Genomic DNA, 22809 nt, shown 5'->3' with positions numbered 1-22809 from the left:
CCGCAGGATTCAGTTCTAATTAAAATTAAGAAAATATCTTAAATAAGAAAGAATTATAAAGTAAAAAAGTTTAAAAATTATGACATCTTTAAACTTTTTAATGATTTGTTAAATATTATTTAGTCGTTTAGTTTTAAAACGGCCATAAATGCTTCTTGTGGAATTTCTACATTACCAACAAGTCGCATACGTTTTTTACCTTTTTTCTGTTTTTCTAATAATTTACGCTTACGAGAAATGTCTCCACCGTAACATTTTGCAGTAACATCTTTACGTAATGCTTTTATAGTTTCACGAGCAATAATTTTTGCTCCAATTGCTGCCTGAATAGGAATATCAAATTGTTGTCTTGGAATTAACTCTTTTAGCTTTTCGCACATTTTTTTACCTATATGGAAAGCACTACTTTCGTGAATTAATGCAGAAAGAGCATCTACTGAAGCAGCATTTAATAAAACATCAAGTTTTACTAATTTAGATTCGCGCATTCCAATTGGTGAATAGTCAAAAGAAGCATATCCTTTAGAAACTGTTTTTAATCTATCGTAAAAATCAAATACAATTTCTGCTAATGGCATGTCAAAATTTAATTCAACACGTTCAGTTGTAAGATAGGTTTGATTTGTAATTACACCTCGTTTTTCAATACACAAACTCATTACATTTCCTACGAAATCAGATTTTGTAATAATAGTTGCTTTAATATAAGGCTCTTCAACTCTGTCAAGTCTTGAAGGTTCTGGTAAATCAGTAGGGTTATTTACAATTAAAATAGTATCGGGTTCTTTTTTAGTATACGCATGGTAAGATACATTGGGAACTGTAGTAATTACAGTCATATCAAACTCACGCTCTAAACGTTCTTGAATGATTTCCATGTGTAACATTCCTAAGAATCCACAACGAAAACCAAAACCTAAGGCTGCAGAGCTTTCTGGAGCAAATACTAAAGAAGCATCGTTTAACTGTAGTTTTTCCATTGAGGCACGTAAGTCTTCAAAATCATCAGTATCTACCGGATAAATACCAGCAAATACCATTGGTTTTACGTCTTCAAAACCTTTAATCATATTGGTTGTTGGTGTTTTTGCATCTGTCACAGTATCACCAACTTTTACTTCTTTAGCTTCTTTAATTCCAGAAATTAAATACCCAACATCACCTGTCGAAATTTTATCTTTTGGAACCTGATTCAATTTCAATGTTCCTACTTCATCAGCAAAATATTCATTTCCTGTTGCCATAAATTTAATCTTCTGCCCTTTTTTAATTTCACCGTTTTTAACACGGAAAATTACTTCAATTCCTCTAAAAGGATTGTAATGAGAATCAAATATTAAGGCTTGTAAAGGTTCTTCTACATTTCCTTTTGGCGGTGGAATTTTTTCTATAATTGCAGCTAAAATATTTTCAACACCGAAACCAGTTTTTCCTGAAGCGTGAATAATGTCTTCAAGTTTACAACCTAATAAGTCAATAATATCATCACTAACTTCTTCTGGGTTGGCACTTGGTAAATCTACTTTATTTAAAACTGGAATAATTTCCAAGTCGTTTTCTAAGGCTAAATATAAATTTGAAATAGTCTGCGCTTGAATGCTTTGTGCTGCATCTACAATAAGTAAAGCGCCTTCACAAGCAGCAATAGAACGAGAAACTTCATATGAAAAATCCACGTGTCCCGGAGTGTCAATTAAATTTAAAATATAATCTTCTCCTTTGTATTTATATTCCATTTGTATGGCGTGACTCTTAATGGTAATTCCACGTTCACGCTCTAAGTCCATACTGTCAAGCAACTGTGCTTTTTCTTCACGAGCAGTAACGGTTTGAGTAGCACCTAACAATCTGTCAGCTAACGTACTTTTTCCGTGGTCAATATGTGCAATAATACAAAAGTTTCTAATATTCTTCATCCTACATTTTATTTGGGCGTTACCTCCTCTTCGTTACGGTCAGGCTTTTCGCTATATCTTTTGTTTCATTTCTTTACACAAAAGGATATCACTTCAATCCTTAACGCTTTCACTATGGTAACATATAATCTGCAAATATAATCCAAAACTTTGGATTCTTATAGTAAGATACTGGTTTCTTGAGGCTAGAATATACATAAATCAACATTCATAAATCAACATTTAAAAATCTTGTTGTATTTTTGCAAAAAATTATAGTTAATGCCGAAAATTGGAAACATAATATTGCCAGATTTTCCCTTGCTTTTAGCGCCTATGGAAGACGTGAGTGATCCGCCATTTCGTAGACTTTGTAAAATGCATGGAGCAGATTTAATGTATTCTGAATTTATTTCTTCAGAAGGATTAATTCGTGATGCTATGAAAAGCAAAATGAAATTGGATATTTTTGATTACGAGCGACCTGTTGGAATCCAAATTTTTGGAGGAGATGAAGAGGCAATGGAAATGTCAGCTAGAATTGTAGACACTGTTCAGCCCGATTTAGTAGATATTAACTTTGGGTGTCCTGTTAAAAAAGTAGTGTGTAAAGGGGCAGGAGCAGGTGTTTTAAAAGATGTTGATTTAATGATACGTTTAACAAAGGCTGTTATTAAAGGAACAAGTCTTCCTGTTACAGTAAAAACACGTTTAGGGTGGGATGATGCGTCTATAAACATTGATGAGGTTGCAGAGCGCCTTCAGGATATTGGCGTTCAGGCTTTGACTGTTCATGCAAGAACTAGAGCTCAAATGTATAAAGGTCATTCAGACTGGTCACATATTGCACGTGTAAAAAACAATCCAAGAATTACTATGCCTATTTTTGGTAATGGAGATATTGATTCGCCAGAAAAAGCATTAGAATATAAAAACAAATACGGCTTAGACGGGATGATGATTGGTCGTGCTGCGATTGGTTATCCTTGGATATTTAACGAAATAAAGCACTTTTTTAATACCGGTGATATTCTTGCTCCGCCATCAATGACAGATAGGATTGAAGCTGCAAAAAATCATTTAATTTGGTCGGTTGAATGGAAGAATGAGCGAGTAGGTATTGTTGAAATGCGAAGACATTATACAAACTACTTCAAGGGAATTCACAGTTTTAAAGAATACAAACAACGATTGGTTACTACTGATGATTTGGAAGGATTATTTAATATTTTTGATGAAATAGCAGATGTGTATTCCAATTATGAGTTTGATGTAAAATAAAAAAACCCAGCTTTTGCTGGGTTTTTTTTTGGTAATCAAAACTTTTATTAGTCTTCGATAACTTCTACTTGTCCAGCAACGATACCTTTTCTTCCTTCTTCTTCTTCGAATTGTACTTTGTCACCTTCGTTTAAAGAATCAACTCTTAAACCTGATGCGTGTACGAAAATATCTTTACCTGTTTCGTCATTAGTAATAAATCCAAAACCTTTTTCTTCATTGAAGAATTTAACTGTGCCTGTTGCCATTTTTTGTAATATAAAATAATTAATAATGTGCCAAAGATATACTTATTTTCTAAAAAGACATAACTGAAATGATATTTTCTTTTGAAAATTATTGATTTTCAATGTTTTCGTCTTCTTTTTGTAAAGATTTAAACATATAATCTTTAACATTTTTGGATTTATACCTATGGTAAATAAATATCGGCATTAAAACTAAAGCCATAATCAAAATCCCTAGTCCTACCCACTTATCTCCTTCAATATTACCTTGGTTTTTATGAAAATATCCATAAGAAACAAAGCAAATAACTATAAGAACAAGTAATCTGATTATATATTTCATTGTTATTTTTTTAAATTCAATTGAATGTGTAACTCTTCCAATTGTTTATTATCAATTCTTGAAGGAGCATCAATCATTACATCTCTTCCTGAATTGTTTTTTGGGAAAGCAATAAAATCACGAATGGTTTCTTGTCCGCCTAAAATAGCAACTAATCTATCTAATCCAAAAGCTAAACCACCATGAGGAGGCGCTCCATATTGGAATGCATTTAATAAGAAACCAAATTGAGCTTCAGCCTCTTCTTTGCTAAATCCTAATAAATCAAACATTCTTGACTGTAGTTCTCTATCGTGAATGCGTATAGAACCTCCACCAATTTCATTTCCGTTTAAAACCATATCATAAGCATTTGCTCTTACTTTTCCTGGTTCTGTTTCAATCAATTTAATGTCTTCTGGTTTTGGAGAAGTAAACGGGTGGTGCATTGCGTGGTAACGAGCACTATCTTCATCCCATTCTAATAAAGGAAAATCTACAACCCATAAAGGCGCAAATTCATCCGATTTTCTTAATCCTAAACGTGTAGCTAATTCCATACGAAGTGCAGAAAGTTGAGCACGTGTTTTATCAGCTGGTCCGGAAAGGACTAAAATTAAATCACCCGCTTTTGCATTGGTAACTTCAGCCCACTTTTTTAAATCTTCTTGGTCGTAGAATTTATCTACCGATGATTTAAAAGTTCCGTCTGCTTCGCATTTTACGTAAACCATTCCTAAAGCACCAACTTGAGGGCGTTTTACCCAGTCAATTAATGCATCAATTTCTTTTCTAGAGTAAGATGCACAACCTGGAGCTGCAATACCAACTACTAATTCAGCTGCATTGAAAACAGGGAATTCTTTATGTTGCGAAACAGCATTTAATTCACCAAACTTCATTTCAAAACGAATGTCTGGCTTGTCATTACCGTATGTTTTCATAGCATAATCGTAAGTAATTCTTGGGAATTTATTTACTTCTACACCTTTAATTTCTTTTAATAAATGACGTGTTAAGTTTTCAAAAATATTTAAAATGTCTTCTTGCTCCACAAATGCCATTTCACAGTCAATTTGTGTAAATTCTGGCTGTCTGTCGGCACGTAAATCTTCATCTCGGAAACATTTTACAATTTGAAAATACTTATCCATTCCACCAATCATTAATAATTGTTTGAACGTTTGTGGAGATTGAGGAAGTGCATAAAACTGACCTTCATTCATTCTGCTTGGCACTACAAAGTCACGAGCACCTTCTGGCGTAGATTTAATTAAGTAAGGCGTTTCAATTTCGCAAAAACCTTCGTCTGAAAGAAATTTACGAACTTCCATACTTACTTTATGACGGAAAATTAAATTGTTTTTTACTGGATTTCTACGAATATCTAAGTAGCGATATTTCATACGAATGTCTTCACCGCCATCAGTTTCATCTTCAATAGTAAAAGGAGGAAGAAGCGCTTCGTTTAAAATATTAAGTTCAGAAACTAAAATTTCAATTTCGCCGGTAGGCATGTTAGGGTTTTTAGACTCCCTTTCGATAACTGTTCCTTTAACCTGAATTACAAATTCTCTTCCTAATGATTTTGCCTTTTCAATAACTGCTTTATCAGTTCTTTGTTCGTCAAAAATTAACTGAGTTACTCCATAGCGATCTCTTAAGTCGACCCATATCATGAATCCTTTATCACGTGATTTTTGAACCCAACCTGCAAGGGTTACTTCTGTATTGATGTGTGAAGCGTTTAAAGCTCCGCATGAATGACTTCTGTACATTGGAAAAATATTTCTGCAAAAGTACTAACAAAATTTAATTTTAATAGTTTAATCCTAACATTATACCTTAAAGATTAACTTTTTTTTAATTTTAATTTCAAAAAAATAAATAACTTTACGAAAAATACATTTATATCATGAAGAAAATAATTTTATTAGTTTTAGTAATTGCTTTTTCATCATTTACTTTTTTAGGTAAAGATGAGGTAAGTTTTACAGCAAAAATTAAAAATAGAAACAGCGATAGCCTTATAATTAGAGGGGGAAATAATTTTTCTAAAACTTTAGTAGTAAATAAAAATGGCGAATTCAATGGTGTTTTTAAAATCGAAGAAGGTTTTTATCAAATGTTTGACGGTAAAGAGTATGCTCAATTATATTTGAAAAATGGTTTTGATTTGACCTTAAATATGAATGCAGCTAAATTTGATGAATCAATAGTTTTTAAAGGTAAAGGTGCCAATGAAAACAACTTTTTGGTAAAATCAGCAGTAGAATCTCAAGCATATGATTATGACACTTTATTAGGTTCTGATGAAGAAGTTTTTAAGAAATTATTAGAAGAGAGAAAGTCCAAGGTGATGACTTCTTTAGAAGGCGTTAAATTAGATGCTGGTTTTGTTTCGAAATATAAAGAAGATTACGAAAAAAGCATGAAAGGTCTAGCGGAATATTACCAAAAAGGATTAGAAGTAAGAAAAATGAATGGCGCTAAAGCTCCCACTTTTGACTATGAAAACCATAAAGGCGGAAAAACATCGTTAGAGAGTTTAAAAGGTAAATATGTTTATATTGATGTTTGGGCAACATGGTGCGGACCATGTAGAGCTGAGATTCCTCACTTAAAGAGGGTAGAAGAAGCTTATCATGCTAAAAACATTGAATTTGTAAGTATTTCTATTGATAGAGCTAAAGACCATGATAAGTGGAAACAATTTGTTGTTGATAAAGAACTTGGAGGAATTCAATTATTTGCTGATAACGATTGGAATTCACAATTTGTAAAAGATTTTCAAATTAACGGAATTCCAAGGTTTATTCTAGTTGGTCCAAATGGAGAAATTGTAAGTGCAGATGCTCCAAGACCTTCGTCACCAGAATTGGTTGAGTTGTTTGAAAGCCTTTTGAATAAGTAATTTTTAAGAACTTTAAAAAGCATGAACAAAATAATTTTATTAATTTTAGTAACCATTTTTTCATCGTTTACTTTTTTACGAGACGATGAAGTAACATTTACAGCAAAAATTGAAAATAGAAACAGCGATACTTTAATGTTTAAAGGAGGAAATCAATTTTCTAAAATTATAATTGCTGATAAAAAAGGGGTTTTTAAAAGCACTTTTAAAATTGAAGAAGGGTTTTATCAAATGTATGATGGTAAGATGTATGTGCAATTATATTTAAAAAACGGTTATGACCTTGTTTTGAATATGGATGCAAAAAAAGAATATCAATCAATTACTTATAAAGGTAAAGGAGCAGATGAAAATAATTTTTGGATAAAATCTTTGATAGACTCTCAAAATTATGATTACAAGACTTTATTAAGTTCTGAGGAGAAAGTGTTTAGTAAGTTGTTTGAAGAAAGAAAAGTGGAAGTATTAGCTTCCTTAAAAGGTAAGTCACTAGATAAAATATTTGCTGATAATTATTCTAAAGAGACTGAACAATCTTTAAATGGTTTAAAAGCGTATTATATGCAAACTTTAGAAGCTAAAAAGTTAAGTGGTAGTATGTCGCCAGATTTTAATTTTGAAAATTTAAAAGGAGGTACAACTTCATTAGCCGATTTGAAAGGGAAATACATCTATATTGATGTATGGGCAACTTGGTGTGGCCCTTGTATTGCTGAAATTCCGTTCTTAAAAGAGGTAGAAAAAAAGTATGAAGGAAAAAATATTTTGTTTGTGAGTTTATCTATTGATAGAGTTTCTGACAGAGAAAAATGGTCTAAATTTATCACAGAAAAAGAATTAAGCGGTATTCAATTGTTAGCAGAGGCTGATTGGAAATCTAAGTTTGTTCAAGATTATAAAATTAACGGAATTCCAAGATTTATTCTTGTTGGACCAAACGGAGAAATTGTTAATGCTGATGCACCAAGACCTTCTTCTCCATCTTTAATTGAATTGTTTGACAATATATTAAAGTAATTCTGTAAAATTAGATAGGAAAGCCAATGTAAAAAACATTGGCTTTTTTGTTTTAAAAAATCCAATGTTACCAAATTGTTAAGAAAAAGTTTGGTTAGTGTAAATTATTTTTTATATTTGTTATTATAATATTAATTAAAACATAAAAGAAAATATGAAAAAGATAATTTTAATAGTTGCGTTATTGGTTTCAGGAATGTTTTTTGCACAAGAAGTTAAACCAAAATTCGAAATAGTAGATAATATGGTAAAAGCAACATATTATCATGATAATGGTCAAATAAAACAAGAAGGTTTTTATTTAGAAGGAAAGTTACATGGTAAATGGACTTCATATACTGAAGTTGGTGCTAAACAAACAATTGGTGAATATGAAAATGGAGCCAAAGTTGGAAAATGGTTCTTTTGGAATGATAAATCTTTAAGTGAAGTTGATTTTTCTAAAAGTAAAATTGATGCTGTTAAAAAATGGTCTCAAGATGCATTAGTAAACAACTAAAAAAAATAATTAAGCATAAAAAAAGCTCCTAAATTATTTAGGAGCTTTTTTTATGCTTAATTATTTAATAATTATTCTTGAATCGTTTTTAACTTTCTTGTCTTTAACCATATTTTAAATAGATTAACTAAGTAAAATAATACAGGGACTACTACTAGAGTTAGGAATGTAGCGAAGATTAATCCAAAGATTACAGTCCAAGCTAAAGGTCCCCAGAAGATAACATTATCTCCACCCATATAAATATGAGGATTACCTGTAGCAAATAAGCTAAAGAAATCAATATTAAAACCAATTGCTAATGGAATTAAGCCTAATACCGTTGTAATTGCTGTTAACAATACAGGTCTTAAACGCGCTTTTCCACCAGTAACAATAGCATTAAAAACCTCTTCTTTTTCTAACTGAGCATCATTAGGAAGGTTTAACTCTTCTTTTCTTCTAGCAATTAATAAATCGGTATAATCGAGTAGTACTACTCCGTTGTTTACTACAATTCCGGCTAATGATATAATCCCCATCATGGTCATCATAATTACAAACGGCCAGCCCGTGATCATTAATCCTAAGAATACACCAATAAAACTCAAGAATACAGCAACCATAATAATGGCTGGTCTTGAAACCGAGTTGAATTGGAAAATTAAGATTAAGAAAATTAAGAATAAACCTGTAAATAAAGCACCCATTAAGAAAGCCATTTGTTTTCCTTGCTCTTCTAGCTGTCCCGTATAATCAATCTCAATTGATTTAGAAACATTAAAATCAGCTTCCATTTCTGCTTTAATTTGAGCTACAGCTGCACCAGCATCTGTAAATCCAGGAGCTAATGCTGAATACAAAACAACAACTCTTTTCGTTTGTTTATGCTTAATAGCACTAAATGATGAAGTGTTCTTTTGTGAGGCTACAGTAGAAACCGGAATTTCTTTTATTTGACCAGAAGCCATATCTCTAAAAGTAATGTTTTGATTAAAAAGAGCGCTTTTATTGTATCTGTTTTCTTCGTTAAAACGAACATAGATGTCATAATCTTCACCATCTTTTTTGTAAATCCCTGCTTTTTCTCCAAAGATTGATCGACGTAATTGATTACCAACTTGTCCGGCAGAAACTCCCATTTCACCAGCTTTTTCTCTGTCAACCACTACTTTCATAGCTGGTTTTCCTTTGTTTACATCAATTTTTAATTCATCAACACCCGGAATGTTTTTAGAATCTAAGAAGTCTTTCATTTTTTCTGCAGTATTTATTAATTCTGCATAATCTTCACCTTTTATTTCAATATTAATTGGATAACCTGCTGGCGGACCAACGGCATCTTTTTCAACCGAAATAGAAACTCCAGGATAGATGTCTTTTAAAGATTCTTGTACTTTTTTACGAAGATCTTCAGAATCTAAACCATTTCTAAATTTATATTCTCTCATTGAAACCGTGATCTTCCCTTTATGAGGCATTTCAGCTGAAGAACCACCATCTGTTTGAGGATTACCAGCACCTTCGCCCACTTGAGCAACAGCACTTTCTACTAAATAATTTGTATTATCTTCTGTATTTATAAATTCTGCAGAATTTACAACTGCATAAACACGTTTTTCAATAGATTCAGTAATTTCATTTGTTTTTGCAATGTCAGTTCCTTGTGGATATTCTACATAAACAATAATTTGATTAGGTGTATTGTCTGGGAAAAACTCAACTTTAGTTCTTCCGCTTCCAACGCTCCAGCCAAAATATAATCCTAGAATTACAAAGAACATCAATGCCATTCCACCAACAACAAGAAACGGTTTTCTGCCAGATAAGAAGAATTTTAACCCGCTTTCATACCAGTTTTCCCATTTTGTAAGTACATTATTTTGGAATGAAAGTGTCCATCCTTTTACAACGTACTTATAAATCCAGAACATAATTACAGTAAAGATCATTACTGAACCTAATGCTCTCATCGCTCCTCCAAAAATTAAGATGAAAAGACCCAATCCGCCAAGAATAAATGTCAATTTAATTAAGGCTTTTTTAGATAATATTTTCTCGTTGATATCCATAAATTGTGATACCATTACCGAGTTGAAAAATATAGCTACAAATAATGATGAACCTAAAACAACTGATAAGGTTATTGGGAAATAAATCATGAATTGCCCCATTGTTCCTGGCCACATTCCAAGTGGAACGAAAGCAGCTACCGTTGTTGCTGTTGAAATAATAATAGGCAATGCAATTTCTCCAATACCTTTTTTAGCAGCTTCAATTCTACTCATGCCTTCGTCTTCCATTAATCGGTAAACGTTTTCAACGACTACAATTCCGTTATCAACAAGCATTCCAAGTCCCATAATTAATCCGAAAAGAATCATGGTGTTCATAGTATATCCAAGCCCATTTAATATCATAAACGACATGAACATAGACATTGGAATTGCAAACCCAACGAAAAGTGCATTTCTAAACCCTAAGAAAAACATTAAAACACCAACAACTAAAATAATACCAAAAATGATATTGTTTACTAAGTCATCAACTTGATTTAAAGTTCTTGAAGATTGATCATTTGCTACTGTTACTTTTAAGTCTTTTGGAAATGCGTTTTCTTGTGCATCTTTAATTATTATTTTAATTTTTTCTGCAGCTTCAATCATGTTTTTACCAGCACGTTTTTTAACGTCTAGCATAACAACTCTTTTGCCAAATTCTCTTGCGTAAGTAGTTTTGTCTACATCTTTAAAAGTAACCTTTGCTATATCTTTTAAGTAAATTGCTCCACCTTGAGTTTTAACTACAAAATTTTCTAATTCTGAAGGGTTTTCTACTTCTCCTAAAATTCTAATGGTTCTTCTTTGTCCGTTAGAGATAAGATTTCCTGCTGACATGGTTACGTTACCATTTCTAACCGCATTGATTACATCGTCAAAACTTACTCTAGAAGCCATCATTTTATAGATGTCAACCGCAATTTCTACTTCTTTTTCTTGTGCTCCACGAATATCAACTTGCTTAATTTCGTCTAAAGCTTCAATTTTATCCTCTAAATATTCGCCAAATAATTTTAATTTATCAGTTGGATAATCTCCTTTAATATTGATGTTTACAATAGGAACTTCTTCAGACATGTTAAGGTCAAAAACACTAGGTTCCACTTTAGCACCATTAAATGTTGGCCAGTCTTCACCGCTTGTTTTTGCATCAATTTTGTCTTTTATTTTTTGTTTTGCAGACTCTACCGTTATTTTTTCGTCAAATTCTACCGTAATAATTCCATAATCTTCTTGCGAAGTTGATAGAACTTTTACCACGTTACTTACGTTTCTAAGTTCTTCTTCTAATGGATCTACAATAAGACGCTCAATATCTTCTGCAGTGTTTCCGGGATAAACCGTACTGATGTATATTTTAGTTTCTTTAATTTCAGGAAAATCTTCTCTTGGCATGCCGTAATATGCTGACAATCCTAAAAACAAGAACATAACCATCGTTACATAAATGGTCATCTTGTTTTCGATGGCCCAAGACGATAATTTAAATTCTTTTTCTGTTTTATTAGTACTCATAATTTAGTTCTGTTATTTAATTATAGATACTTTTTGTCCGTCTTTTACACTACGAGCACCTTCATTTATAATTTGATCACCATCTTTAATTCCTTCAGTAATTTCTACTAAACCATTTTGAGATTGACCAGTTTTGATGATTATTTTTTTAGCAATAGCACTTCCGTCTTTGTCAAGATTATCAGCTATATAAAGATATTGCTCTCCTTCAGCATTTTCAGAAATAATGCTAATAGGAACTGTTATTGCTTTTGGATTTGAATAATCTTTAATTTGAATTTTTGAAGTCAAATTAGGTTTTATTTTTCCATTTTTATTAGGAACTGCAATCTGAATATTAAACGAACGATTTTCGGGATTAATATAATTGCTTACTTGAGTAACTTTAGTATTTAATGATTCTCCTAATACAGGGAAGTTTACAATTACTTCTGACCCTTTTTTAACAGAACTGATGTTTTTCTCAGGCACTTCTGCTTCTAAATACATATTTGTAAGACTTACAATTCTCATGATTGGAGTTCCAGGACCTACTACGCTTCCTCTTTCTGTCACAATATTGTCAATAGTTCCTGTAAAAGGAGCTCTAATGGTTGTTTTAGTTAACTGAGACTTTATTTGAGCTACTGCTTTTAGTTGAGCATTATAGTTTGTTTTAGCCTGTAAATATTGAATTTCAGAACCAATTTTTTGATTCCATAAATTTTGTTGTCTTTCAAAAGTGGTTTTTGCTAATAATGCTTGAGTTTCAATTTGTGCTAATTGAGAACCCAATCCACCATCGTCAATTTTACCTAAAGTTTGTCCCTTAGTCACACTTTGACCTTCAGTAACATAAACTTGTTGTAATATTCCGCCCATTTCAGCATTCAAAACAATGTTTTCTTTGGTTTGAACATTTGCTTGTAACTCTAAATAGTGGTTAAAAACAGTATCTTTTGCGGAAATAACCGTAATTAAAGTTAGTTTATGATTATCATCTTTTTCACCAATTGCATCATCTATAAGTGCTAATTCTTTGTTTAAAGCATCTGCTTGTTGAATTAATTCGGTTCTTTTAGCTCTTAATTGCTCTAGAGTTCCGTTTTCAATTACAGAAGTTGTTGAATTTTTTTTATCGCCACCACATGATAATATAATAAGTGATGCTATTAGTATTGTAAATATATTCTTCATTGTTGTATTGATTATTGGTTGTTTAATTTGTCTAATGTTGTTTTTTTATTGATTACATCAATCATAGATTGAAGGTAATTTTGTTGAGCTGAATAAAGTTGTCTTTGGGCTTCTGTAAATTCAAAACTTGTTGATAAACCTTCCTTAAATTTGATTTGTTGTTTGTTTTCAATTCGTTCAGCTAATTTTAAATTTGATTTTGAAGTAACATATTGTTCAATGCTATATTCATAATTACTTTTTGCTGAATCATATTGAAGTTTAAGCATTTGTTCAGCTTCAGTTAATTGTGTTTGAGCTTGCTCAAATGCAATTTTTGCTTGTTGTGTTTTTGCTCTTTTACCAAAACTACTAAAGATTGGCACATTTAAACTGACACCAAGATTAGAAAAATTATTCCATTGTTGGTTTTGATTTAAAAACGAAAAGTTATTACTAAAAGCATTATAACCAAAGTTAACATTAGCTGCTAATGAAGGTAAATAACTAGCTTTTTGAGTTTTGTATTCTAGTCTTCTTTGTTCTTTAAAATTTTCTGCAATTTGATAATCGACATTTCCATTTACATTAAATGACTGATTAGTAGTAGTTAGATCTACATTTTTAATGGTTAAGTCATCTAGTTTTTCTGTTAAAATTAACTCATCATCAATATCAAGTCCTAATGTGATTTTCAGCATTTTATTTGATATATCAACTAATCTTGATGCATTGTTTAAACTACTATTTATTGACGCAAGCGTTATTTGAATCTGCTCTACAGTTTCTTCTTCAATTAACCCGTTTTTATACGTTTCTTTTGCCTCAAACAAGTTCTTTTCTAACGTTGCTTTGTTTTTTTCAAGAATTGAAATATTTTCTTCTGCTAGTAAGACATTTCCATAATAATTCGTAACCATTTCGCGAATATCATTATCTGTTTTTGTTTTGGCGTTTTGAAAATATTGCAAATATGTTTTTGAAGCTTGTAGTGCAACAATATAGGAACCATCAAAAATAAGTTGACTCAAACTTGCTCTAGCGTTCATGCTGTTTTTTGTTCCAAAGGCAATTGTAGATACCGCATTTGGATCGCCACCTGGATTAAAAGCATTGCCAGAAATTCCTTGTTGTGTAAACACAAAGTTTTTACTATAATCTAATCCTGCATTAATTTGAGGCAATCCCGCAGCTGTTGTTTCCCATTTTTTTTGTTTTGCCGATTCAATGTCTTTTCCAGCATTAATTGCGGCATAATTGTTTTTTAAACCATATTCAATTGCTTGATCAAGCGAAAAAGAAAAACTTTCTTTTTTCTCCTGAGCATTTGAAAGACTTATGAACAGCAATAAAGTAACTATTATACTATGTTTCATTTTTTAACTATTTGTTTTTAATAATTGTTCTAGTTTGTTTAATCCCTTTGTGGTACATATACCTCTTAAATGGTATTCTAAATAATGGCTTTGTAATTCTTTTACATCAAACATAGTTGCCGGAAATAAATCAACATCTTTTATGGAAGTCATTCCAGCAAAATAAAATCTGCCAATTGCATCAACTCTAATTTCTTTTCTATAAAGTCCTAAACGAATTCCTTGGTTTAAATTTTTAATTACACAATCGTCCATCTTTTCAAATTGCTTTTTCTTTAATGTAGCGTGAATTTTAGGATAGTATTTTTGTAATTGATAAATTGATGATACGCTTTCGTTTTTCAAATGATGCGAAACAATTTTTTTAATTTCGAACAACTCTTCGATTGGGTCTTTTTTCAATTCTCTTATTGAGTCAATGTCACAAGAAATAGATTCAAACAATTCTAAAGTGGCTTGTTTAACAAGATCTGGTTTTGTTGAGAAATGTTGGTAAATTGTCTTTTTAGAAATACCCATTTCCGAAGCAATATCATCCATAGTCACGCTTTTAAAACCTAAGGTCAAAAACATTTCTGTAGCTTTAGTTAATATTGGACATTTCATTTTTATAAATTTTATGGTGCAAAAATATGTAGAAAACTTTTAAAACAAAAAAAGTTTCCAAAGTTTTACATTTATTTAACATTGTTAAATATGTATTTTGATGTTTCTTATTTCATTTTTTTTTGACTTAATTTGTATTTCATTTTCTAATTCTTTGTTTTTTATGCATTCAATTGCTCAATATCAAGAAATTGTTTCTACGCATTTCAAGTCTCTTTCTACCCCAAATGAGCCTAAGGGTCTATATGATCCAATAACTTATATTTTATCGTTAGGAGGAAAAAGGTTGCGCCCTGTTTTAACCCTTATGACTACAGAAATTTTTGATGTTGATTACAATAAAGCAATAAATGCAGCTACTGCAATTGAGGTGTTTCATAATTTTTCCTTAATTCATGATGATATAATGGACGATGCCCCATTAAGAAGAGGTAAAGAAACGGTTCACGAGAAATGGGATTTAAATACCGGAATTCTTTCGGGAGATGCAATGCTAATTTTAGCTTATCAATATTTTGAAGAGTATGAACCAATTGTTTTTCACCAATTAGCAAAGTTGTTTAGTAAAACAGCTCTTGAAGTTTGTGAAGGTCAACAATATGATGTGGATTTTGAAACTCGTGATGATGTAACTATTGCAGAGTATTTAAAAATGATTGAGTATAAAACAGCGGTTTTGGTTGGTGCAGCCATGAAAATGGGAGCAATTGTTGCCGAGACTTCTGAAGAAAATGCCAATTTAATTTATGATTTTGGAATTAACCTTGGAATTGCATTTCAGTTACAAGACGATTATTTAGATGCTTTTGGAAACCCTGAAACTTTTGGAAAACAAATAGGAGGCGATATTATTGAAAATAAAAAAACATACCTTTACTTAAAAGCAATGGAGTTCTCAACACCAGAAAATAAAGAAATGTTATCGCATTTGTTTTCTGTACAGCCTTCAGATAATAGCGACAAAATAGCTTCAGTAAAAACAATTTTTGACGAGTCTGGAGCAAGTGCAACGACACAAGATGCAATTTTAAACTATACTCAAAAATCTTTCGAAATACTTTCTAAAATTGATATTTCTGAAGATAAAAAGAAAATTTTGAGAAAATTTGGAGAACAACTTATGAATAGAAATGTTTAACAATTTTAAAAAGCAAGTACAGTTTCAAAAATTAAATTAAAACTGCACTTAAAAAATTATGTTTGAATTTCCAAAAAATATAGATTCTTTAATTTCTCAAGCAGAAGAAGAACACTTGTATTTTAAGCTTATTGAGCAAACGAATAAAGATTTTGCTCTAGCGAATGAAGCTATTGATGTTCCGTTAGATGTTTTTCCATTACATTTTAAAGAATGTGTTCAAGAAAAAATATATAAACTGATTCAAAACAAATTTGCTGAATATTTAAACCTCCTTTACATTATCGATGTATCTGAAGAACAAATAAAAAAGTTAGATGGTTCTGATATTTCTGAGCTTTCCGAGCAAGTTACTTTCTTGATTTTAAAAAGAGAATGGCAAAAAGTGTGGTTTAGAAATAAATATTAGTTTTTTTCTAAAATTAAATTTAACACACCAAAAATCAAAGCGTTTCCAAAATCATTAGTGCCATTTGGATTAAATGAATTTATCCTGTTTAATTCTAATATGTTTATTGTTGAGAAAGATTTTATATTACTTTGAAAATAATTTTCACCAACTTTTGTATATGTATTATTAATGCCAGTAGTAGAGTTGTAAAAAGTGAGATTGTTTTTTTGGTTTGTAAAAGAAGCTTTACATTCGAATGGTTCAAATGAAATTTCTTTATCGAAGCTATAGCTTTGTAAGCTTTTTGAAAGAGCGGGATTTTGTGAAAAACTGAAATGACATCCAAAAAGAATTAAAAATAAAACATTTTTCATATTCGTTAAAAATAAATTCTAATAAAAGGCATTAAAGCGTCTACATACACATTGTTTCTGTCTTTGTGTAAAACATTATAGCGAAGACCAATAGTAATATTTTCAGCTCTGTAACCTGCTCCAATAAATAAAGCAGTATTCCAAAAGCCATCTTTAATACTTCCTCCACCTGTTAGATAGGAATTATTAACTTTTAATTGTTCTAGTTCTGCCGAAAGTTGAATTTGTTCAATTGGATTAATAAGTCCAATAATACTTCCTCCATAAATATTAGATTTGTAAAACCCTTTTTGGTTTACATAACTGTACTGTGTTCCTATACCTAAAGAAACTTTTTCATTAAAATTATAAATCGCACTTGGCGCAATTGTAATATTTGTATATCCACTGCCAAAACCTAATCCTAGACCACCTCCAAACTGTACATGATTCCAAAAATCACTTTTTGATTTGTTTTCATTTAAACCTTGGGCAGTAATGTTAAATACATTGCAAATTGAAAACACAAAAAGCAATAAAAATGTTAAATTTGTTAAGGAATTCTTTTTCATAAATCGATTTCTAAAAAATTAATGATATAAAAGTATAAAAATCTTTAAAAGATTATCACAAATGTTTTATTTTTGCATAGATTTTTTAACCAAAACGTCGTTTTAGACAACAAATATGGATAGGTTTTCTTTTTTAAATGCCGCACACACTGCGTTTTTTGCAGATTTATACGAACAATATTTACAAAACCCAGATAGCGTAGAACCAAGTTGGAGGAGTTTTTTCCAAGGATTTGACTTTGGGCAAGCTAGCTATGGTTCTGATGAGGTAGGTCAACAAGTTGCAAATATTGCGTCTGGAGGCTCTTCAAACGGACAATTTTCTGAAAAAACTCAAAAAGAATTTGATGTGCTCCGATTAATTGAGGGCTACAGAACTCGCGGACATTTGTTTACCAAAACAAATCCAGTTAGAGACAGAAGAACATATTCTCCTACTTTAGCGTTAGAGAATTTCGGATTAGCTTCATCAGATTTAAATACTGTTTTTGACGCTGCCAAAATAATAAACATGCCTCCAAGTACTTTGGCAGATATTATTAAGCATTTAGAACGTGTTTATTGCCAGTCTATAGGTGTTGAATACATGTATATTCGTAACCCTAAAACACAAGATTGGATTAAGAATAGACTGGATTTAAATGATAACCAGCCAAATTTTAATGCAGACCAAAAGAAAAATATTTTAAAGAAGCTAAATGAGGCTGTTTCTTTTGAAACATTCCTTCATGCAAAATACGTAGGACAAAAACGTTTTTCATTAGAAGGGTGTGAGTCAGCTATTCCTGCTTTAGATGCATTAATTGAAGCCGCAGCTGAAAAAGGTGTTGAGCAGTTTGTTATGGGAATGGCACACCGTGGTCGTTTAAATGTTTTAGCTAATATATTTGGAAAAAACACACAAAACATATTCTCTGAATTTGACGGAAAAGATTATGATGATGATATGCATTTTGATGGTGATGTTAAGTATCATTTGGGTCTTACATCTGATAGAGTAACAAGTTCAGGAAAGAAAATAAATTTAAATTTAGCGCCAAATCCTTCGCATCTTGAAACAGTAGGTGCAGTAATTGAAGGTATTGCTAGAGCAAAACAAGATAGAAATCATCCAAATGATATTTCAAAAGTATTGCCAATTGCCGTTCACGGTGATGCAGCTATTGCTGGTCAAGGTATAGTTTATGAAATTATTCAAATGGCAAATTTAGATGGTTATAAAACAGGTGGAACAATCCATCTTGTAATTAACAATCAAGTTGGTTTTACAACAAATTATTTAGACGCTCGTTCATCTACTTATTGTACAGATATTGCAAAAGTAACTTTATCACCAGTATTACATGTTAATGCAGATGATCCAGAAGCAGTTGTACACGCAATGTTATTTGCATTAGATTATAGAATGGAGTTTGGTGGAGATGTATTTATTGACTTATTAGGTTATAGAAAATACGGTCATAACGAAGGAGACGAACCTCGCTTTACACAACCAAAACTTTACAAGTTAATTTCAAAACATAAAAATCCACGCGATATTTATGCGGAAAAATTAAAAGAAAGCGGCGTTATTGACGCTGGTTATGTAAAAGAATTAGAATTAAAATACAAAGCTAAATTAGATGAAAACCTTGAAGAATCTCGTAAAAAAGATTTAACGGTTATTTCTCCTTTTATGCAAAAGGTTTGGAAGGATTTTGACAAAGTTTCTGATGAGGGAATGCTTAAAAAAATCGATACAACTTTTGATAAAAAAGAATTAACAGCAATTGCAAAAACAATTTGCGAATTGCCTTCAGATAAAAAATTCATTAGTAAGATTACTAAAATTATCAAGGACAGAAATAACATGTATTTCGAAAATGATAATTTAGACTGGGCAATGGGTGAATTATTAGCATATGGTTCTTTGTTAAAAGAAGGATATGACGTTCGTATTTCAGGTCAAGATGTTGAAAGAGGTACATTCTCTCACCGACATGCTGTTGTTAAAGTTGAAGAGTCTGAAGAAGAGGTTGTTTTACTAAACGAGATAAAAGATAAAAAAGGCAACTTTTATATTTACAATTCACACTTGTCGGAATATGGCGTTGTAGGTTTTGAATATGGTTATGCATTAGCATCTCCAAATACATTAACAATCTGGGAGGCACAATTTGGAGATTTTTCAAATGGAGCTCAAATTATGATTGACCAATACATTTCTGCAGGAGAAGATAAATGGAATAATCAAAACGGATTAGTATTCTTATTGCCTCATGGATACGAAAACCAAGGAGCAGAGCATTCATCAGCACGTATGGAGCGTTATTTACAAATGTGTGCAAAACACAATATGTATATTGCAGATTGTACTACGCCTGCAAACTTCTTCCATTTGTTAAGAAGACAAATGAAATCAACCTTTCGTAAACCATTAATTGTGTTTACTCCAAAAAGTTTATTACGTCATCCATTAGCCGTTTCAAAAATTGAAGATTTAACAAATGGTGAGTTCCAAGAAATATTAGACGACCCAAATGTTACAGATAAAAAAGCAATAAAAACACTAGTTTTCTGTACGGGTAAAGTATATTACGATATTATTGCAAAAAGAGGAGAATTAGAAAGAAACGATGTTGCAGTGGTGCGTTTAGAGCAAATATTTCCTTTGGCAATAGAGCAAATTAAAGAAGTTATAGCGAGTTACCCGAATGTAAATGATTATGTTTGGGCGCAAGAAGAGCCTAAAAACATGGGGGCATATAGTTTTATGTTAATGAATTTTGATTTGGTGAAATTACGTTTAGCTTCGCCAAAAGCTTATAGTGCACCGGCATCAGGAAGTTATGAGCGTTCAAAAAGACGTCAAGCTAATGCAATAGCAATGATTTTTGATAAAACATTATTTCAATAAAACAACTACTTTAGAGTAGCAACACACAAATAGATAAGTCCTTAAAAGATTAAAATTATTAAGATATGATTTTAGAAATGAAAGTCCCTTCACCGGGTGAATCAATTACAGAAGTAGAAATCGCAACTTGGTTAGTTCAAGATGGAGATTATGTAGAAAAAGATCAAGCTATTGCTGAAGTAGATTCAGACAAAGCTACATTAGAATTACCAGCTGAAGAAAGTGGAATTATTACACTTAAAGCAGAAGAAGGTGATGCTGTAAATGTAGGAGCAGTTGTTTGTCTAATTGACACAAGTGCAGCAAGACCTGAAGGAAACGCACCGGCTAAAACAGAAGCAAAAGTTGAAGAGAAAAAAGAAGCTCCTAAAGCTGCGCCAGTTGCAGAAAAAACATATGCTTCTCAAACTCCTTCTCCAGCTGCTCGTAAAATTTTAGACGAAAAAAACATTCAACCTTCTGATATTGTAGGAACAGGTAAAGATGGAAGAATCACTAAAGACGACGCAGTAAATGCAGTGCCGTCAATGGGAACTCCAACAGGAGGAAGCCGTGGTTCTGAAAGATCTAAGCTTTCAATGTTGCGTAGAAAAGTAGCTGAACGTTTAGTTGCGGCTAAAAACGAAACAGCTATGTTAACTACTTTTAATGAAGTTAACATGACGCCTATTAATACTATTCGTAACCAATATAAAGACGAATTCAAAGCAAAACACAATGGTGTAGGTTTAGGATATATGTCATTCTTTACAAAAGCAGTTACAAGAGCTTTACAATTATATCCAGATGTGAATTCAATGATGGACGGTGATTATAAAGTGGCTTATAATTTTGTTGATATTTCAATTGCAGTTTCAGGACCAAAAGGATTAATGGTTCCTGTTGTTCGTAATGCTGAAAACTTAACATTTAGAGGTGTGGAAGCTGAAATTAAAAGATTAGCTATTAGAGCTCGTGACGGTCAAATTACGGTTGATGATATGACAGGTGGAACATTCACTATTACAAATGGTGGTGTTTTTGGAAGTATGTTGTCTACTCCAATTATCAATCCTCCACAATCTGGAATTTTAGGAATGCACAACATTATTGAGCGTCCAATTGCAGTAAACGGTAAGGTTGAAATTCACCCAATGATGTATGTAGCGCTTTCTTACGACCATAGAATTATTGATGGTCGTGAATCAGTTGGTTTCTTAGTTGCGGTTAAAGAAGCTTTAGAAAACCCTATGGAGTTATTATTAGATAACAATCCTAAGAAAGCATTAGAATTATAGTATTTCAAAATAAATAAATAGAAAAATCCCAATCTAATGATTGGGATTTTTTATTTGTGAACTTTTTGGTCAAACTTATTTTAAATATAAATAATGATTGTAATAATCAATAATTGCTTTTCCATTTAATAAAATATCAGCACCAATAATGCCGTCAACAGGTTTAGTTTTGTAACTTTTCAACGCTTCGTTTACGTGACTCATGTCAAAAACCACTAAATTTAAAGTTTCCGATTTCCATCTGCTCAATTGTAAAATATTGCTTTTAGAAATTTGTGTTTCCATGCCAGTTGCCCCAGCTCCAGCAGCTTTTGTTTCTGAAGCTTCTGCAAATAATTGAAACTTTTCAATTCCTTCAATTCCCACACAACTGTTACTTGCGCCAGTGTCAAGTATAAAGTTTCCACTAAAAGAATTAATTTTAGCTTTAATCATTAAATGTTGGGTTTTTAAAACAGTAAACTTAATTTTCTTGTATTTTTTACCTTTTAAAAAGTCTTGTAAGTCTTCCATAATCCAAAAGTAATTTAATCTTTGTAAATTTGCACTTTGAAAAACAAATTAATGATACTAACAGACACGCATACTCATTTATATTCGGAAGAATTTGATGGAGATAGAAACGATATGATGGAACGAGCAATTCAAAAAGGAGTTTCTCGCTTTTTTGTTCCCTCAATTGATTCTTCTTATACACAAAAGATGTATGATTTAGAAAAACAATTTCCTGAAAATGTTTTTTTAATGATGGGCTTGCATCCTACTTATGTTAAAGAAAACTATTTAGACGAATTGGCTCATGTTGAAAAGGAATTAGAAAAGAGAAAGTTTCAAGCAATTGGCGAAATAGGAATTGATTTATTTTGGGACAAAACTTTTTTAAAACAACAGCAACATGCTTTCCAACATCAAATTCAATTAGCTAAGAAGTATAAATTAGCAATTAATATTCATTGTCGCGATGCTTTTGATGAGGTTTTCGAAGTTTTGGAGAGTGAAAAAGCAGAAGATTTATTCGGAATTTTTCATTGCTTTACGGGTGATTTGGGTCAAGCCCAAAGAGCAATATCGTTAGGAATGAAATTAGGAATTGGTGGAGTAGCTACTTTTAAAAATGGAAAAATCGACCAATTTTTAAATGAAATTGACCTTCAGGAAATAGTTTTAGAAACCGATTCCCCTTATTTAGCACCAGTTCCATATAGAGGTAAGCGAAATGAAAGTTCATATACTTATTTAGTTGCAGAAAAATTAGCAAGTATTTATGATGTTGCTGTTGAGGAAATTGCTCATATAACTACTGAAAATTCAAAGAAAATTTTCGGAATTTAACGTA

Annotated in this window: 20 protein-coding genes; 9 read left to right on the top strand and 11 right to left on the bottom strand. The window is 31.5% G+C overall.

What is annotated here, in order from left to right:
* Positions 1-119: 119 nt before the first annotated feature.
* Entirely contained in the window at positions 120-1916 is a 1797-nt protein-coding gene (gene lepA / locus UXY25_RS11630; RefSeq protein WP_320816194.1) for a translation elongation factor 4, read from the bottom strand.
* Between the two features lie 261 nt (positions 1917-2177).
* On the opposite strand from lepA, the gene dusB reads away from it, so the two are divergent.
* Positions 2178-3176 (top strand): tRNA dihydrouridine synthase DusB, encoded by a 999-nt coding sequence (dusB, locus tag UXY25_RS11625; RefSeq protein WP_320816193.1) that lies wholly within the window; start codon positions 2178-2180, stop codon positions 3174-3176.
* A gap of 47 nt (positions 3177-3223) precedes the next feature.
* Here dusB and UXY25_RS11620 read toward each other — a convergent pair whose 3' ends face one another.
* The 3 genes from UXY25_RS11620 to aspS all read right to left on the bottom strand — a co-directional run bounded on the left by UXY25_RS11620 (position 3224) and on the right by aspS (position 5503).
* Entirely contained in the window at positions 3224-3424 is a 201-nt protein-coding gene (locus UXY25_RS11620; protein WP_320816192.1) for a cold-shock protein, read from the bottom strand.
* Between the two features lie 88 nt (positions 3425-3512).
* Positions 3513-3746: a hypothetical protein gene (locus tag UXY25_RS11615; RefSeq protein WP_320816191.1), complete on the bottom strand. Its 234-nt coding sequence runs from the start codon at positions 3744-3746 to the stop codon at positions 3513-3515.
* Positions 3747-3748: 2 nt separating this feature from the next.
* Complete coding sequence (gene aspS / locus UXY25_RS11610) at positions 3749-5503, bottom strand: aspartate--tRNA ligase (protein ID WP_320816190.1); 1755 nt, start codon at positions 5501-5503, stop codon at positions 3749-3751.
* 137 nt (positions 5504-5640) lie between these two features.
* Between aspS and UXY25_RS11605 the strand changes: the two genes are divergently transcribed.
* From UXY25_RS11605 to UXY25_RS11595, 3 genes are all read left to right on the top strand, one after another.
* Entirely contained in the window at positions 5641-6639 is a 999-nt protein-coding gene (locus UXY25_RS11605; protein ID WP_320816189.1) for a TlpA disulfide reductase family protein, read from the top strand.
* Positions 6640-6660: 21 nt separating this feature from the next.
* Entirely contained in the window at positions 6661-7656 is a 996-nt protein-coding gene (locus UXY25_RS11600; protein ID WP_320816188.1) for a TlpA disulfide reductase family protein, read from the top strand.
* A 154-nt stretch (positions 7657-7810) separates the two neighbouring features.
* Complete coding sequence (locus UXY25_RS11595) at positions 7811-8155, top strand: membrane-binding protein (RefSeq protein WP_320816187.1); 345 nt, start codon at positions 7811-7813, stop codon at positions 8153-8155.
* A 71-nt stretch (positions 8156-8226) separates the two neighbouring features.
* Here UXY25_RS11595 and UXY25_RS11590 read toward each other — a convergent pair whose 3' ends face one another.
* The 4 genes from UXY25_RS11590 to UXY25_RS11575 are packed head-to-tail and all read right to left on the bottom strand — an operon-like array spanning position 8227 to position 14846.
* The gene (locus tag UXY25_RS11590) at positions 8227-11709 is read right to left on the bottom strand and encodes an efflux RND transporter permease subunit (protein ID WP_320816186.1); all 3483 of its coding nucleotides are present in this window, start codon (positions 11707-11709) and stop codon (positions 8227-8229) included.
* Between the two features lie 12 nt (positions 11710-11721).
* Entirely contained in the window at positions 11722-12885 is a 1164-nt protein-coding gene (locus tag UXY25_RS11585; protein ID WP_320816185.1) for an efflux RND transporter periplasmic adaptor subunit, read from the bottom strand.
* An 11-nt stretch (positions 12886-12896) separates the two neighbouring features.
* The gene (locus tag UXY25_RS11580) at positions 12897-14240 is read right to left on the bottom strand and encodes a TolC family protein (protein ID WP_320816184.1); all 1344 of its coding nucleotides are present in this window, start codon (positions 14238-14240) and stop codon (positions 12897-12899) included.
* A gap of 3 nt (positions 14241-14243) precedes the next feature.
* Positions 14244-14846 carry a TetR/AcrR family transcriptional regulator gene (locus UXY25_RS11575; RefSeq protein WP_320816183.1) on the bottom strand — a complete coding sequence of 201 codons (603 nt, stop codon included), beginning with the start codon at positions 14844-14846 and terminating at the stop codon, positions 14244-14246.
* 163 nt (positions 14847-15009) lie between these two features.
* On the opposite strand from UXY25_RS11575, the gene UXY25_RS11570 reads away from it, so the two are divergent.
* Together UXY25_RS11570 and UXY25_RS11565 are read left to right on the top strand one after the other, a co-directional pair.
* On the top strand, positions 15010-15984 hold the full coding sequence (locus UXY25_RS11570) for a polyprenyl synthetase family protein (protein WP_320816182.1): 975 nt from the start codon (positions 15010-15012) through the stop codon (positions 15982-15984).
* Between the two features lie 58 nt (positions 15985-16042).
* On the top strand, positions 16043-16393 hold the full coding sequence (locus tag UXY25_RS11565) for a hypothetical protein (RefSeq protein ID WP_320816181.1): 351 nt from the start codon (positions 16043-16045) through the stop codon (positions 16391-16393).
* Here UXY25_RS11565 and UXY25_RS11560 read toward each other — a convergent pair.
* Complete coding sequence (locus UXY25_RS11560; protein WP_320816180.1) at positions 16390-16749, bottom strand: hypothetical protein; 360 nt, start codon at positions 16747-16749, stop codon at positions 16390-16392. The two genes, UXY25_RS11565 and UXY25_RS11560, sit on opposite strands and share 4 nt — an antisense overlap.
* Before the next feature lie 5 nt (positions 16750-16754).
* Entirely contained in the window at positions 16755-17300 is a 546-nt protein-coding gene (locus tag UXY25_RS11555; RefSeq protein ID WP_320816179.1) for a hypothetical protein, read from the bottom strand.
* A gap of 115 nt (positions 17301-17415) precedes the next feature.
* Here UXY25_RS11555 and UXY25_RS11550 point away from each other — a divergent pair, with 115 nt between their 5' ends.
* Both UXY25_RS11550 and odhB read left to right on the top strand, forming a co-directional pair.
* Complete coding sequence (locus UXY25_RS11550) at positions 17416-20196, top strand: 2-oxoglutarate dehydrogenase E1 component (RefSeq protein ID WP_320816178.1); 2781 nt, start codon at positions 17416-17418, stop codon at positions 20194-20196.
* A 65-nt stretch (positions 20197-20261) separates the two neighbouring features.
* Positions 20262-21473 (top strand): 2-oxoglutarate dehydrogenase complex dihydrolipoyllysine-residue succinyltransferase, encoded by a 1212-nt coding sequence (gene odhB, locus UXY25_RS11545; RefSeq protein ID WP_320816177.1) that lies wholly within the window; start codon positions 20262-20264, stop codon positions 21471-21473.
* A 75-nt stretch (positions 21474-21548) separates the two neighbouring features.
* On the opposite strand, the gene UXY25_RS11540 is transcribed toward odhB, so the two are convergent.
* Entirely contained in the window at positions 21549-21986 is a 438-nt protein-coding gene (locus tag UXY25_RS11540) for a retropepsin-like aspartic protease (RefSeq protein WP_320816176.1), read from the bottom strand.
* A 51-nt stretch (positions 21987-22037) separates the two neighbouring features.
* On the opposite strand from UXY25_RS11540, the gene UXY25_RS11535 reads away from it, so the two are divergent.
* Entirely contained in the window at positions 22038-22805 is a 768-nt protein-coding gene (locus UXY25_RS11535) for a TatD family hydrolase (RefSeq protein WP_320816175.1), read from the top strand.
* Positions 22806-22809 lie beyond the last annotated feature (4 nt).

The organism is Flavobacterium sp., from assembly GCF_034111225.1.
Classification (GTDB): Bacteria; Bacteroidota; Bacteroidia; order Flavobacteriales; family Flavobacteriaceae; genus Flavobacterium.
This window is presented reverse-complemented; position numbering and strand designations above follow the sequence as displayed.